Below are 14,297 nucleotides of genomic sequence, written 5' to 3'. Positions count from 1 at the left end.
ATCGGGGCGGCGGCGTTGCCGGAATGCCGCCGGCCTGGTCGACGGGATTAGAGGTACCCCGCGGCGATGCCAATCGCGCAGGCGCCGACCGCCGATACCGTTATCGCCGCGATGCTCCACACGATGCGGCGTGCGAGACTCAGGCCCGAGAACCAGGGAACATGGGCGAGCAAGCGCCTCCGGTCGGCGAACCAATAAAGGGTGATCGCGTAGGGCACCAAGATGATCCCCACTAGCAGCAAGGCGAACAGCCAGAAGGGCATGCTCCGGAACTGGGAAGGCGGGTCGAGGGCCATCGCGACGCAGAGGGCAACCATGAGCACGAAGGAGGCAAGTAGAATGACGTTCCAGCAGGTCCCGACGGCAGCGGGAACCGTCAGGCGGCGAGACCGCCGGGGCGGGCGCGCGACGAGCGGACCGGGGGCGGTGGCCGCCGGCAGGTCGACCTCACCCGCAGCGGCACCAGCCGCGGCCGAGCCCGCGGCTGTACATGCAGCGAGCAACGCCCCGCGCATCGCCGCCGCCGAGGGATAGCGGTCCGCCGGGTCGAAGGCCCGGGCGCGCAGGATGACCGCGGCAAGGGGGTCGGGCACGCCCGCCCGCGCGAGCATATCGGCATCGAGCGCCGGCTGGGGCTGCTCGCCCACGCAGCAGAAGAAGAGCACGCCGCCGAGCGCGAAGATGTCGCTGCGGACATCGGTCTGCCCGAAGCCGAACTGCTCGGGCGGCGCATAGGAACGCGTGCCAAAATGGGTGGTATCGGTATCCGCACCCTCCTGCCAGCGGCGGGAGATGCCGAAGTCGATCAGGGTGACAACGGGTTTTGAGGCGCCGTCGGAATCCAGCACCATGATATTCGACGGCGTGAGGTCGCGGTGGATGATGGGCGGCTGAAAACGCTCATGCAGCTCCGAGGCCGCCTCGCACACGACAGGCATCAGACGGCAGGCGAGTTCGGGGGAAGCACCCACGCAATCGACCAGGGTATCGAGGGTCTCCCCTGGCACGAACTCCATGACGACATGCACCTCGTCGTCCACGCGGCGAATGTCCATCACGCGTGGCAGGAAGAGAAAGCGCTCGCCCGCGCGCTCGGCCTGGATAATCGCATCGTAGGCTGATCCGGCGCCCGAGGCGGCAAGGATGCGCTTGCGAACGAAGGGGCCGAGCTCTCCCCCGTCGCGACCCGGATAGTACACGACCTCCGTGACCTCGGTGCCACTGCGCTTAAGCACCTCGTCAACGCGATACGCCCCCTGTGCGGGGGCGTCCATGTGCGCGAGCTGCGCGATGAGGTCTTCTGTCAGGCTGCGTTGTTCCATGGGTTCATCTTAGCTCAGGGCGCGGACACGAGGAGCCGGGGGGCCGCTGCCTCCGCCCCCCCCGGACACGAGAAGCCGGGGACCGACCCGCCAACCCTAGCAGACGGTGCGCTCGTCAAATCGATAGAGTTCCTCGTTCACCTTCTGGAGCGAGCACCCGCGATCGAGGCAGAAGATGATGATGGCGTCGCGCCTGCCCTTGGGGTCGAGCGCCGAGACGCCGGCGGCGCGCAGGGCGCGATCGGTCTCGCGCACGCTGAGCGCCATGGCGAAGGCGATTTGCAACACCTTGTCGCGCGAAGGGTTGCGGCTGCCGGTGAAGATCTGGTAACCGAACGTCTCGTTGAGGTCCGCCATACGCACGACCTCGGAGCGCTTCAAGCGCTTGTCCGCGAGCAGGCGGTTCAGATACTCGGCAAGAGAGGGGGCGTTGAGCGCATGGGCATCGAGGTACTCCTCGATGCGCGGCGTCTCGAGCAGCTCTTCCAGCAACTCCTCCGTTAAGCGTTCGGCCATGCGCCCTCCCCTCTTTGACGCTTGGCGGTTAGGCGACCGTCCAGCTCGCCTTGACGTCCTTGCTGAAGATGTTACCGGAGTAGAGGATCTTAACGGTTCCTTCCTTGAAATACACCGTACCAGTCTTGGTACCGCCGGCTGCAAGATTACCGGAATCGAGGGCGGACTTGTCGGTGGAGGCGTCAGCGCCGATAAAAACCTCGACATTCTCCTGCGCACCGTTCGCGTCCTCGCCCTTCCAGTCGAAGCTGTTGAACGAGATGGTGTCATCACTGTTGTTCTTGTAGGTGACGGTGGCCTTGATGAGCGCGGAGCCATCGTAGTTAGAGACCGTCTCGATAGAGTCGACGCTCACCGTGGCACCGTCGCCCATGTCCACGGCGGTGCCCGCGGCGAGATTTTCGGTGCTCTGCTCCTCCTGCTTGCCCTCCTTCTGAGCCGCCGGCTCCTCGCTGGAACCCGCCACCTTGGGACCGTCGTTGCCGCCCATCGAGGCGAACGCGCCGATGGCGACCAGCACCACAATCGCAATGACCACAATCTTCCCGATAGACTTCTTGCCCTTTTCCTTTGCCATGTGATTCTCCCATCACGTGCCGAGGCCGCTCGTACGGCGACCGATTGGCCTCATGGTATGGGGAACGCCGTGCGGTTTCATTAGCTCGCAGCTAAGGCTTGGGGGCATGTGCGGACGCCGGCGACGGCTATAGGGGGCTATTTTTCAGAACTCGCCGCAATGGTACAGGTTTATGCGGTGGAATGAAGGAGAGCGCCTACGGTCCGTGGAGAACGCGCAGGTCAAGAAAGTGCCAGATTCCGGTGATACTTCGATGGTTCGAATAAACCTGTACCGTTTCGGCGAGTTTTGATTTCAGCAGGCCGAGAAAGCGCGGAACGTGGCCGCAAACAAGTCGGTCGCGTCCGGATGGGCCGTGGGGACCTTGCGCGCCGATTTCGACATCGGAAACGTCCCCGACGCGCTTTGCGAGCGCTTTTCGACGCACCGACCTGCATATGAGCACCAAGGACGGCGAAAAGCGCTCTCGAACGCTACGCCTTGGGCGCGGCGATAGCAATCGGGCAAAAACGGAGTCCCGAGCATGCTAGGTATGCTCGGGACTCCATACGGACTATGGGATTGCGAACGGCGCGCTTACGCCAGCAGCTGGTCGGCGGCAGCGGCGAGCGCCTCCTCGTCCTCGACCTCGGGGGCGTCGAGCGAGCCCACGGTAGCGACCACCTGAGCGCCGGCCTCCTCGGCGCGCGCCTTCCAATCCTGCTGGTAGGCGGCATCGCCGTGACCGTAGGAACCGAACAGCAGCACCTTCTTGCCAGCCAGCTTAGGCTCGATCTCCTCGTAGACGGGCAGGAACTCGTTGGCCTCGAGCTCCTCGGAACCCCAGGCGGAGCAGCCGAGTGCGAACGCGTCGTACGCATCGGCCGTGGAGACGTCGAAGCTGTCCACGGGAAAGAGCTCGGCCTGACCACCCTTCTCGTTGATGGCGTTCACCAGATACTCGGCCATGGCCTCGGTGTTGCCGGTACCGCTCCAGTACACAACAGCCGTCTTGCTCATAGGATCCTCCTTGCGACATGCCCGCTTCCGAGCGTTGATTTTCTAATGCTACTTGGATGCTAGCATATGCCGCGCCCGCAGGTCCTACAAATTAGCCACATGCAACTTATCGCCAAGAGCCACGGGGCCATGCACGAGGCCCAAGCCGTACCCCAAGCCGCAGCCCGCAAACCACGCCCCGCAACCTACCGGTTCTCGATGCTGCCGATCTGCTTGAGCTCGATGCTGATGAGGCCGTTCGGCTCGTTGACAAACTCGACGTAGTTGGGGTTGCCCACCATGTCCACCGGGAACGTGATGGTGATGCCCGTATCCGTGCGGATGCGATGGCTCTTGACCGCCGCGCGCTCAACCTGGTGCCGCTCCACGGGCACATGCTCGGGCACCCCCTCGCTCGCCAGCGCCTCCTTGGCGGCGTCGCGCAGCTGCGGCTCGTCGGCGAGCGCCGCGTCCACCACATCCCAGGGCGGCAGGTCCTCGTCCTCCTCCACCGCGTTCGCCACCGCGGACTTCACCGCGGCAACTGCCACGGCCGCGTTGGCGCCATGGTCCTCGGCCGCCTGCGCCACGGCGCGCGTCACGGCCTCGATGGCCTCCTTGCCCGAGGTTCCCTCATCGCATTGCAGGAGCCCCTGCGGGATGAGCAGGGTGTCCATGCCGCCAATCTCGCGCGGCTTATCTTGGTAGAAGATCTCCATCGAGCTCGCACGCACGAGCGCATAGCTCGCGAGCTTCTGCGAGGGATTGGGAAGGATCGCGTAGTGGCGCTTGATGGCGTTGGCCACCTCGCCGCCTTCGCGGCCCACCTCGTGCATGAAGGCCTGCCGGCTGGAAAGCAGCAGAACGGCGAACCAGCGCACGTCATCGTCGTCCTCGAAGTCGGCGACCAACACGTCCGTGCTCTCGGGCTTCTCGGCCTTGGCGAGCTCGGCTGCCAGAAACTCCGCCACCTGCTGCGAGAGGTCGATGAAGTCCCGCTCGCCGAAGAGGAACGCCTTGAGCTCAGGCGCAAAACCGGACTCGGGCGAGAAGCTACCCCGCCGGTTATCGGCCGAGGTGCGCGCGCGACGCAGGTGCGTGGCCACGAAGGACTTGGCGGCGCGCGTGTCCAGCTCCAGCTCGCGCTGGCTCATGACGTTCACTGACGAGTCGAAGTCGAGGATGTGCAGGATGGCGTGGTTGATGTTCATGGCGCGAAACTCCCGGGGCGCATCGGATCGGAAGAGCGAGAAAGGGACGCCCCCGCATCGACCTCGATCGATGGGCGGGAGCGTCCCCCTCAACAGCGGGCGAGACTAGGCGTTGAAGTCGACCTTCTCGATGATGGCCTTCAGCGCGGCGGCGCTCTTCTGCAGCTCCTTCTCCTCATCGTCGTTGATGGAGACCGGCACGCGCGCGACCACGCCGTTGCGGCCCACGATGGTCGGCATGGAGATGCACAGGTCGGAGAGGCCGTACTCGCCCACCATCAGGCTGGAGACGGGTAGCACGCAGTCCTCATCGCGCATGACGGCGGTGCAGATGCGGCGCACGGCCATGGCCACGCCGTAGTAGGTGGCGTGCTTCTTCTCGATGATGGTGTACGCGCTGTTCTTCACGTCCTCGGCGATGCGGGCCTCGGCCTCGCGGTGCTGGTAGTGGCCGTGAAGCTCGCAGAACTCGGACAGGGGAACGCCGGCGACCGTGGCGCTGGACCAGGCTACGAGCTCGGAGTCACCGTGCTCGCCCATCACGTAGGCGTGCACGTCGCGCGGGTCCACGTCCACGTGCTCGCCGAGCATGTAGCGCAGGCGGGCGGTGTCGAGCACGGTGCCGGAGCCGATGACCTTGGCCTCGGGTAGGCCGGACATCTGGACGGCAGCGTAGGTGAGCACGTCGACTGGGTTGGAGACGATGAGCAGTACGCCGGAGAAACCGCTCTCGCGAATCTGCGGGATGATGGACTTGAAGATGGCGACGTTCTTGTTGACCAAGTCGAGGCGCGTCTCGCCGGGCTTCTGCGCGGCGCCGGCGGTGACGACCACCATGGCGGCATCGCCGAGGTCGGAGTAGTCGCCCGCGTAGATCTTCATCGGGCTGGCGAACGGCACGCCGTGCGAGATGTCGAGCGCCTCGCCCTCGGCGCGGTTGCGGTCCACGTCGATGAGCACCATCTCGGAGAAGATGCCGCTCTGCATAAGGGCGAACGCGGAGCTCGAACCCACGAAACCGCAGCCGATGATGGCGACTTTCCTGTCGTTAATCATATTTGCCCCCAAAGGTAGGAAGAATGGTTACGGACTTGCATTATCCCGCAACTCGCCGGGTATTCTCAACCGTTCGTCGAGATTCCAGATGTGGAGTCAACGCGGCGACTTGGTGAGGGCGGTGGATGCACGGCGCGCTGTTCGTTAGCCGAGAATCCCCGCCGCGCGAATCGCCTCCACGGCCTCGCGAATGCCCGCCGGCGGCAGCACGAGCGCCATGCGGACGTAGCCCTCGCCCGAGGGGCCAAAGCTCGCGCCCGGCGTGACGATGACGCCAGCCTTCTCCATGAGCTCCTCGCAGAACGCCATGGAATCCGTGCGCGCGCCGGGCAGCTTGGCCCACACGAACATGGAGCCGTGGGCGTTCGGACGCTCCCAGCCGAGCACCTCGAGCCCGTCGCAGAGCGCGTCGCGGCGCTCCTGGTACTTGAGCCGCTGTTCCTCAACCTGCTCGAGCGGACCGGTGAGCGCGGCGATGGCGGCCTTCTGGATGGGCAGGAACATACCGAAGTCAATCTGGCCGCGCAGCTTGGCGAAGGCGGCCACCACGTCGGGGCGACCCACGCAGAAGCCGATGCGCGCGCCCGTGACGTTGAAGCTCTTGGAGAGCGAGAAAAACTCAACGCCCACCTCGAGCGCGCCGGGATAGCCGAGGAACGAGCCGCCGCGCGGACCGTCGAAGACGATGTCCGAGTAGGCGTTGTCATGCACGATGATGAGGTCGTGGGCGCGAGCGAAGTCGATGATCTCCTGGTAGAGTTCGGGCGTGCCAACGGAGCCCACAGGGTTGGCGGGCAGGCTCACGATCATGTACTTGGCGCGGTCGGCAACCTCGGCGGGAATATCCGCCACGTAGGGCAGGAAGTCGTGCTCGGCGCAGAGCGGGTAATAGTAGATGTCCGCCCCGGCGAGCTTGGCCCCCGCCTGGAAGACGGGGTAGCACGGATCGGGCACGATGACGGTATCGCCGGGATCGGCGAGCGCGAGGGCGAAGTGGCCCACGCCCTCCTGCGTGCCGTTGCAGCTGGCGACCATGTTGGGCGTGATGCCGGAGATGCCGAAGCGGCGCTCGTAGTAGTCACAGACCGCTTGCTTGAGCTCGGGCAGGTCGCGCAGGCTGTACTTCCACATGGCGGGATCCTGCGCGGCGTCGGTGAGGGCGTCCACCACGTGCGGGTACGGCGCGAAGTCCGGCGTGCCCACGGACAGGTTGTAGATGGTGCGGCCCTCGGCCTCGAGGGCGACGCGGCGGTCGTTCAACGCCGCGAAGACCTCCGCGCCGAAGAGGCCGAGCCTGTGGGAGAACTGCATGGTGGTGCCCCTTTTTTCAGTTTCGAATACACGAATCCTTTGATTATTTATCTAACTTATGAAGATTATAATCTCTGAAGTTGCGTTTCGACGTCCGGGGGGGGATGCCCATGGAATCGTTCCGCGCAAGTCGAGCAAGTCGAGTCCTCTCGGTTGCCCTTATCGTCTCCGCCGGCCTTGGCATGGTACCGTGCGTGGCGATCGCCGAAGAAGATGTGCCCGCCACTATAGAGCGGACGAGTAGGCAATCCGCGCCGGCATTCTTGACCCATGATGCAGTCGGCCAGGTTTCACCCAATCAAGAGGCGACGGTCGCCGTCAAAGCCCTTGATTCTATCGAGACGATGAAGCCAGGCACCAAGGAGAACCAAGCTATTAATGAGAGCGGCAGCGCGTCCGAACCGCTTCCGGGAGATGCTGCTGCAGGCAGTGGTTCATCCACGGAAACAACTGAGATCCCCACTGGTGCAACGGATGGCGGTAATCCAGCCGACAAGGAAACCGACAGCTCCTTAAGCGAGGAGGCCTCGAGTGAGGCCGAGGAAAAGCAAACTCCGGCTCCAAAGATTCTGCGGTTAGCTTGCCAACGCCGAGAGATGCTGAAGAGGAAAACAGCAAAGCCGACAAAAGCAACAAAGTAGAAAATCCACAGGAGGCGAAACAAGCTAAATGCGAGGTCTCCAAGACCTCGCATTCTGGAGGACCTGCAGCAGCAAGGGTTGCGGCGGCAAACTCCGCGAACACCGCTATCCCGAAGGGCTGGGAGAGGGTATTCGGACAGGACGAATTCGATACTATGCAGGCAATCTCAAAGAAGGGATGGGCGGATGACTCGTGTTCGACAGTCGCCGTCGCCACCATTTCCGGCTATTGGGATGCCCTGTCTGCCGGCCCGCTCGCCCCTCATCCGCAACGTGCGTCATCGCGACTTCCAGAGCCTATCAGGATGCACTGAGCATCGCGCCCTATACATACTGGTCAAAGTCTCCCATTTTCCTCACCGACTCAAATGGCACGCGATCCCACAGTGAACGTCTACTGGGCTGAATCTGATATCCCGCAAAGAGAAACGACCGCCCCCGCATGAAACGCGGGGGCGGTCGTTTCTCTTAAAGGCAAATCGACCCATCGAACCCATGAAAAGGTAATCTACGAGCCAAGGACCATGCTAATACAGGTAGTTTCTCAATAGGACAAGCCAGCTTGTCTTCGAAACGGCGATAGGACCACCAAAAACAAATCCGTGAGACACCTTGCCCTTTTGCTTGGGGATAAAATCTGTGAGGCAGACGCGATTGGTATCATGCACGATTGTGAGGACAGAGCCATTCTTCCCGCAAAGGGCACCACCGGAAAGGGCATCGTAGTACGTCTCACCAGTCGCTACAGCCATATTAGAAACGCCCATGCCTTCGCTAATCTCCCATTCAGCTATAGCCTGGCTCGTTTCGTATTCAGTCTGTCCATACACCCGCTTGACGTTGGAGAGGCCGATACCCCGAAGCTGGCCTTCAACGGAAGAATTCACGGCGACCGGTCCACCAACAATAATGGCCTTGGTAAACCCACCGTTTTGAATTGATTTGACCGTAGCGTCAGACAATGTATTAGACCCGGTCTCGCACAGATATATAGGAGATTTGCTCCAGAAAGCAAACGGGGAGACGCTGAGGGCGTCTTGGAATTTCCAAGACGTGGCAATAATGCACGTCTTTGACTGAGCCCCGCTCTTCTTACGGATGAATTCAGCAATCGCACGCGCCGTACCCTGCTGGTCCTGACCAAAAACCCTTTGAACGGTAGGGCAGCCAGCCGCTCTGATCTGTGAGTCAACGGCATCGGCAATCGCAATGTTGCCACCAACAACATAGGCGGTCTTTGCCCCAAGACGTTGGATCTCGCTCTTCGCTTGATTCGACAAAGCCCCAGTGTAGGTCAATAGGATAGGGCATCCCAAATACCCTGCGAGCGCACTCGCGGACAGGGCGTCCCAATATGTCCGCTCAGTAGCAATCACCACCGCATCCGAGGAGCCCCATCCCGTTTTTGAAATCTCAAGCATGGTATCAAGATGAGACTGTCCGTATACGCGAGTCCATGTAGTCTGACTAGAGTACTCGTTGCTCAGGCCAACGTAATCGAAGTTGATATCGACCGAGCCGTTGATGCCGGAGATGCCGCCTGAAGACGTGCACTGCCACATGTCGTAGCGTCCACCGTAATCACAAGTCGCGTTGTACTGCGCGATCCAGCGCGTCCAGTTGTTGAGCGTGGAACTCGTCAGGTACTTGTTCCAGAAGCTCAGGTTGGCGTACACGCCGGCCTGGTACCCGGCCTGCTCGATACGCCGGCAGAAGGCAATGGCGACGGCGTTGAGGTCCGCACCCACAACCTTGTCGTCCTCGATGTCGATGTAGAGCGGGTACGTCGGCTTATGGCCCCTCATGAGGCCAATGAGATGCTCTGCCTCGCGCACGGCCTCCGCAGCGGTCCGCGCATACGAGTAGATATAGGCGCCGTACGGCATGCCAACCCTCTCGCACGCGCTCGCGTTGCCGTTCCAATAGGAATCGATACCATCGTGATAGGTACCACTCGAATCGGTATAGGGTGCCGACCACGCGGCACGGATGATCGCGTAATCAACACCGGAAGCCATGACGGCGTTCCAATCAATCGAAAACTGGAAGTAGCTGACATCGACTCCCCGCAGCAGCGCCCCGGGAATAGCATCGCCGCGGCCGTTGCACCACTGGCCGGCGGAGTTCTTGCCGTAGGGAATGCCATCGCCCAGCAGCATGATGCCGTCATCATCGGTATTCGTCTCAGGCGTTATAGGAGCACCATCCCTGAAACGCCAACTCTGGGCAAGACGGTCATCTTGCTGAGAATCAGCTGAAGCATCGGGTTCTTCGTCTGCAAAAACAACATTGGGTAGAAAGAGGGATACACCAAGTCCGGCAGCCGCGCACAATGCCCCACGACGGGTCATCAATTGCGAATTGGAAAACGATTTATCATTATAGATATCATTGGGATTATTGTTCATTTTTGTTCCATTTCATCCTCGATACGAATAAAACCATGGATTCAATTATTGCAGTTATGATACCTTTCAATAAATTAGCAGCATTTTTAACACAAGCCCTACGGCAAATTGAATTGCAACAACCGGCTTACGTGCTATACGCTCTGTTGAACAAACATATTGCGAATAACCTACATGGGAAAAGAAACAGCGATATACAATTAAGCAGTGTTGCCCGATGGTCCTATACTACGGCAGCCAATTTAGAAGGGGTCACATACATGGATTGCTCTATGCTGGAAGATGGTTGCATCAACATTGGCAACCCACAGGATTTCGACCATCTTATTGAGAAATATGGCGCCGAAAGGGTAATCCCGCGCCTGGCAATTGACTTCTGGTCTAAGCCAAGCACCTTAGTCAATCGAATTGATGGGGCAAAATCACTGCAGCCGATAAGCAATGAGACAAATTCGGTCGCAATCTTCTTCCATTCACTTGGAATTGGAGGAGGAGAGCGGGTAACGAGGGACCTCACTAGACTATGGCTCGACATGGGAAAAGAAGTCCTGCTAATTACAAACAAGGAACCCGAAATAAACGATTACGCACTTCCTTCTCAAGTTAAACGTGTCGTGATTCCCAGCTTCTTCCACTATGGGCGTGAAACCTACTGGACACGAGGAAAAGCGCTGAGGGAGACATTGATCGATAACAAGGTCGACTACGTCGTCTTTGCTCACTGGTTTTCAGAAGCTCTAACGTTTGACCTGTTGACAATCAGAACGTTGGGTATTCCCGTTCAGCTTTTTATACAAACCTCTTTCACCCAGTTCTTTCTTGATAAAGATCTCCCCTCCATTCATGCAGATCTTCCACTGCAGTATAAGCTTGCAACGGGGATTATCTGCCTCAGCGAACTGGATGCCCTCTTCTGGATTCATTTCAATTCGAATATACGAGTAGCCCAAAACCCCATTACATGCCCCGTCACAAAAACAGCGGCCCCTCTTTCGGGACATACTGTTCTCTGGCCGGCACGAGTCGCCCCGGATAAATGCCCTGTAAAAGCTCTATACATAATGGCCGAACTCGTTAAGATGATACCCGATGCCCAGCTGCTCATGGTCGGTCCTATCGATCCAGGATATGAAGAAGTCATACTCCAAAAAGCGCATGAGTTGCATGTAACAAAACACATCCAGCTATGTGGCCCTCAAATTGAAAGCGCGATGGGCAGATGGTACGAGAAATCAGATGCTTTTCTTCTTACCTCACGACGGGAGGGATGGTGCCTTGCCCTCGGCGAGGCGTTGGCACACGGCCTCCCATGTGTTTCCTTTGATCTTCCCAATTTGACTCTCGCCGAGCAGAACCCTGCCGTACTAACCATTGAGCAGGACAATTACAAAGCCGCAGCAAAAGCATTGGCTCAAGTATTAATCGATAAAAACCTCGCGCATGCAATGGGTGAAAAGGGGCGGCAGAAGATAGCCGCTCTTTCAAACTGGGACTATCGGGGCTTTTGGCTCGATGTCTTTCAGAACGCCCAACTTGACAGCAAGAGACTGATAAGTAATGGCTCGAGAGAGTCAAGGCTTTGGTCGGAGCTGCTCTCCACTTATCGACAGCATCTATCAGATATAGAGAATGAGACAGCATCCTTGCATGTGACGCTAAATGGTTGTCAAGAAGCCATACATGATAAAGATGTTCTTATACATGAATTAGAAGATGTGATTTCAAAGATTGAGGGCTCAATATCATTCAGGCTCGGTCGCGCATTGACCAAGCCTCTGCGAGCAATACGAGACCTTTTCCTGCACTGACAAAAAACGATGCCGTCACATATTGCATGTGGCGGCATCGCTGTTATTCATACAGAGCAATAATCTGCTTTTTCAAAACGTGCCAATCGCGATCTTTCGCTGTGTCTACTCCACCTTTATAGAGTCGCTCCCTCAGGTCCGCATCATCCACGATCCGCTCGATCGCCTCCACACCGGCCCGGTAGTCTCCCTGCTTATAGAGCAGGCAGTTCACCTCGTTCTCCAGGAACTCGGCGTTGCCCCCGTTGGGGACCGCCACGACGTACCCACCCGTCGCCATCATCTCGAGCGGCGGGTAGGAGAAGCTCTCCAGGATGCTCGTCTTGAGCAGGATATGGCACTGTCGATAGACGTCGGCGATCTCGCTGTGTGGCACCGAGCCAAGATTCCGGTCGATGCGGTAGAAGGGTTTCGTCGTCGCCGTGTACGACATGTACCAAATCTCGTACTTCTCGGGATCAAGCGTATTGGTGATGAAGAAGCTCTCGTCAACGTTCTTGTACTCGGAATCGCAGTCCCCCTCGATGAGGATACGAATCTTGCCAGAGGAGAAGTCGCGCCTGACGTGCGGGAACGAAGCGAGGTCGATGCCATTGGGGGCAAAGCGGACAACGCGATTGAAATCACTCTTGAGCCAACCCTCGCACCACCGCGAAATCGTAACGTAGGTCACATCGTCAGGGGCGACGTACGTCGCGTTCGCATCGAGCTTCAGCGCGTCTCCCGGCAGATAGAAATCGGTTTCGAAATTCTGGACGAAGTAGTACTTCTTCTTCATGCGCGGATAGCGCTCGAGGAAATCGAGTGTGTCCCACAGCGTCGCCACGCCCTTGTCGATCGTTCCCCTGAACTGGCAATCATCCATCTTGCCCGAAGGCACCCTGCGGTTCAGGACGGGGAACTCATGCCCCTCGAACGTTTTCCACGCCGTCGTATCGTCCGTATTGACAAGGAGGACGTCCACGCCGGCATCTTGCAGCATGGCAAGGTGCTTGAGCGCAACCAGCACCCCGCCGCTGGTCTTCAGCGACGGGAAGAACATAGCAAGGTTGGGCGTCATTTCCTGCTGGATGATGTGAGCGATGTTCTGGCAACTCCCCACCGTCGTGCAGTTCTTTCGACAGAACGACGAGGCAGCGGAAGCGATTTGAAGGCGCTTGTCGGAATCGTCGACCAAGCTCACCAAGGTCTGGTACCACGCATCGGGAACGTTGTCGCATAAAAGACCCGTGACGCCGTCATCGATCATGGTCTTGAACGCACCCACGTTGCTCGCGACCGTGGGAACCTTCACCAGCGAAGCCTCGACCCATTTATTCTCGGATTTCGCCCGATTAAAAATCGAGTCCCCTAAAGGTGCGATGTTGATATCGCAATCTGCGATAAGCATGGGGAGACGTTTCCACTCGCAAAACGGAGTTGCGATGATGCGATCGGAAAACGGAACGAGCGCCTCGGGAAGATCGAGGTCGCCGACGATGACGAGCTTCACCTGTGATCGATCCTGAAGGACCCGTACAAGCGCCTCGAGCACAAGGTCGAAATCAGCATTGTGCGTAATGCTGCCGCTGAAGTATCCGATACGAACCTCACCCTGTTTGCGCCGAGCCTCGCGCGCGCAGGCATTCTGATATTGCTTGTGCTCGTGACGATCGATTCTCGACGGGTCAAGTTTTGGAAGGACATCGCGCCGGCGGACCGCGATATCGGAGTAGCGAAGCATCAGCTCCGAAGCGGTATTCCGGTTGACGTAGACGCGGGGAACGTATCTCCTAAGTTCAGCCGCCAAATCCTCGGTCGTCGTAATCGCGGCATCGCAGAGCTTGAGCGTCTCGCCCATCCTCCGGACGCCATCATCATAAAGCGCCTTGTCTTCGGGTTTCATGGCCGCGACATAGGGAATGAGGTCAGTGTACGAGGTATCGATGACAAGGTCGTCGATATCGTAGATCACGCGCTTGTTCAGCGCCTTTGCCTTGCGGATAAACTGGGAGATCGTATCCGTGAGCGGACAACGGAAGATAACGAAGACGCGACCGTGCCGAAGCAGGTCGTCGGTGACATCCCATGCGTTGGCGAAACCGGTGAAGATACCGGCGGCTTGCAGCTGCTCCCGCTGATGATCGATCCGATAGCGAATGGGGTGAGGGACGCTGTAATCGCATCCGTTGATGAAGATGACGTCGAAAAATGAGTTGTCCGGCTTTTCCTCATGGAAGAACCGCTGCGTGAAGCCTCCCCATTGCTCACGGATGACCCGCTTCGTCTTGTCGACGGCAAAGTACAGGCCTTCCTCGCGCAGGGTGTAGGAAAGGCCCTCTTTCAACTCAGCGAAACGAGACATCTTTATTTCACAACCCTCAATCGAGATGACGGCAGAGGTTCAGCCCTCATGTTCAAGTATGCGAAGCCATTTTATAGGTAATCAAACGGCATCTACGCGAACCGATTCAAAACCAGAAAAAGGTC

The 14,297-nt window shown here is 59.0% G+C and carries 12 protein-coding genes; 3 read left to right on the top strand and 9 right to left on the bottom strand.

Translation table 11 applies throughout. The features are described from left to right. Positions 1–47: 47 nt before the first annotated feature. From GDJ97_RS03790 to GDJ97_RS03760, 7 genes are all read right to left on the bottom strand, one after another. Positions 48–1,322, bottom strand: a complete 1,275-nt coding sequence (locus tag GDJ97_RS03790) for a serine/threonine-protein kinase (protein WP_152069889.1) — start codon at positions 1,320–1,322, stop codon at positions 48–50. Positions 1,323–1,418: 96 nt separating this feature from the next. Next, on the bottom strand, positions 1,419–1,838 hold the full coding sequence (locus GDJ97_RS03785; protein ID WP_152069888.1) for an XRE family transcriptional regulator: 420 nt from the start codon (positions 1,836–1,838) through the stop codon (positions 1,419–1,421). Between the two features lie 28 nt (positions 1,839–1,866). After that, the gene (locus GDJ97_RS09340) at positions 1,867–2,415 is read right to left on the bottom strand and encodes a DUF4352 domain-containing protein (RefSeq protein ID WP_193221302.1); all 549 of its coding nucleotides are present in this window, start codon (positions 2,413–2,415) and stop codon (positions 1,867–1,869) included. A 576-nt stretch (positions 2,416–2,991) separates the two neighbouring features. After that, positions 2,992–3,414, bottom strand: a complete 423-nt coding sequence (locus tag GDJ97_RS03775; protein ID WP_152069887.1) for a flavodoxin — start codon at positions 3,412–3,414, stop codon at positions 2,992–2,994. Between the two features lie 185 nt (positions 3,415–3,599). Continuing rightward, entirely contained in the window at positions 3,600–4,604 is a 1,005-nt protein-coding gene (locus tag GDJ97_RS03770) for a nucleoid-associated protein (protein ID WP_152069886.1), read from the bottom strand. A 105-nt stretch (positions 4,605–4,709) separates the two neighbouring features. Then, entirely contained in the window at positions 4,710–5,660 is a 951-nt protein-coding gene (locus GDJ97_RS03765) for an L-lactate dehydrogenase (RefSeq protein WP_152069885.1), read from the bottom strand. 144 nt (positions 5,661–5,804) lie between these two features. Further along, positions 5,805–6,971: a pyridoxal phosphate-dependent aminotransferase gene (locus GDJ97_RS03760; RefSeq protein ID WP_152069884.1), complete on the bottom strand. Its 1,167-nt coding sequence runs from the start codon at positions 6,969–6,971 to the stop codon at positions 5,805–5,807. A 110-nt stretch (positions 6,972–7,081) separates the two neighbouring features. On the opposite strand from GDJ97_RS03760, the gene GDJ97_RS03755 reads away from it, so the two are divergent. Both GDJ97_RS03755 and GDJ97_RS09815 read left to right on the top strand, forming a co-directional pair. After that, complete coding sequence (locus GDJ97_RS03755) at positions 7,082–7,612, top strand: hypothetical protein (RefSeq protein ID WP_152069883.1); 531 nt, start codon at positions 7,082–7,084, stop codon at positions 7,610–7,612. Next, positions 7,552–7,926 (top strand): cell wall-binding repeat-containing protein, encoded by a 375-nt coding sequence (locus GDJ97_RS09815; protein ID WP_373422659.1) that lies wholly within the window; start codon positions 7,552–7,554, stop codon positions 7,924–7,926. The genes GDJ97_RS03755 and GDJ97_RS09815 overlap by 61 nt, the downstream gene beginning before the upstream one ends. A gap of 213 nt (positions 7,927–8,139) precedes the next feature. On the opposite strand, the gene GDJ97_RS03750 is transcribed toward GDJ97_RS09815, so the two are convergent. Beyond that, entirely contained in the window at positions 8,140–10,020 is a 1,881-nt protein-coding gene (locus GDJ97_RS03750; protein WP_152069882.1) for a cell wall-binding repeat-containing protein, read from the bottom strand. 35 nt (positions 10,021–10,055) lie between these two features. Here GDJ97_RS03750 and GDJ97_RS03745 point away from each other — a divergent pair, with 35 nt between their 5' ends. Then, entirely contained in the window at positions 10,056–11,828 is a 1,773-nt protein-coding gene (locus tag GDJ97_RS03745; RefSeq protein WP_193221301.1) for a glycosyltransferase family 4 protein, read from the top strand. A 43-nt stretch (positions 11,829–11,871) separates the two neighbouring features. On the opposite strand, the gene GDJ97_RS03740 is transcribed toward GDJ97_RS03745, so the two are convergent. After that, complete coding sequence (locus GDJ97_RS03740; protein ID WP_152069880.1) at positions 11,872–14,172, bottom strand: glycosyltransferase; 2,301 nt, start codon at positions 14,170–14,172, stop codon at positions 11,872–11,874. Positions 14,173–14,297: the final 125 nt, after the last annotated feature.

Origin of the sequence: Collinsella sp. AK_207A (genome assembly GCF_902501965.1) — a bacterium.
Taxonomy (GTDB): Bacteria; Actinomycetota; Coriobacteriia; order Coriobacteriales; family Coriobacteriaceae; genus Collinsella.
Note: the sequence above shows the minus strand (reverse complement) of the source record. Positions and strands in the feature narration are given on the sequence as shown.

Bases quoted from the DNA above. Each gene is read 5' to 3' on its own strand.
- GDJ97_RS03750 (WP_152069882.1), bottom strand. From the start codon at position 10,020: ATGAACAATAATCCCAATGATATCTATAATGATAAATCGTTTTCCAAT.
- GDJ97_RS03755 (WP_152069883.1), top strand. From the start codon at position 7,082: ATGGAATCGTTCCGCGCAAGTCGAGCAAGTCGAGTCCTCTCGGTTGCC.
- GDJ97_RS03775 (WP_152069887.1), bottom strand. From the start codon at position 3,414: ATGAGCAAGACGGCTGTTGTGTACTGGAGCGGTACCGGCAACACCGAG.
- GDJ97_RS03760 (WP_152069884.1), bottom strand. From the start codon at position 6,971: ATGCAGTTCTCCCACAGGCTCGGCCTCTTCGGCGCGGAGGTCTTCGCG.
- GDJ97_RS03765 (WP_152069885.1), bottom strand. From the start codon at position 5,660: ATGATTAACGACAGGAAAGTCGCCATCATCGGCTGCGGTTTCGTGGGT.
- GDJ97_RS09340 (WP_193221302.1), bottom strand. From the start codon at position 2,415: ATGGCAAAGGAAAAGGGCAAGAAGTCTATCGGGAAGATTGTGGTCATT.
- GDJ97_RS03770 (WP_152069886.1), bottom strand. From the start codon at position 4,604: ATGAACATCAACCACGCCATCCTGCACATCCTCGACTTCGACTCGTCA.
- GDJ97_RS03745 (WP_193221301.1), top strand. From the start codon at position 10,056: ATGGATTCAATTATTGCAGTTATGATACCTTTCAATAAATTAGCAGCA.
- GDJ97_RS03790 (WP_152069889.1), bottom strand. From the start codon at position 1,322: ATGGAACAACGCAGCCTGACAGAAGACCTCATCGCGCAGCTCGCGCAC.
- GDJ97_RS03740 (WP_152069880.1), bottom strand. From the start codon at position 14,172: ATGTCTCGTTTCGCTGAGTTGAAAGAGGGCCTTTCCTACACCCTGCGC.
- GDJ97_RS03785 (WP_152069888.1), bottom strand. From the start codon at position 1,838: ATGGCCGAACGCTTAACGGAGGAGTTGCTGGAAGAGCTGCTCGAGACG.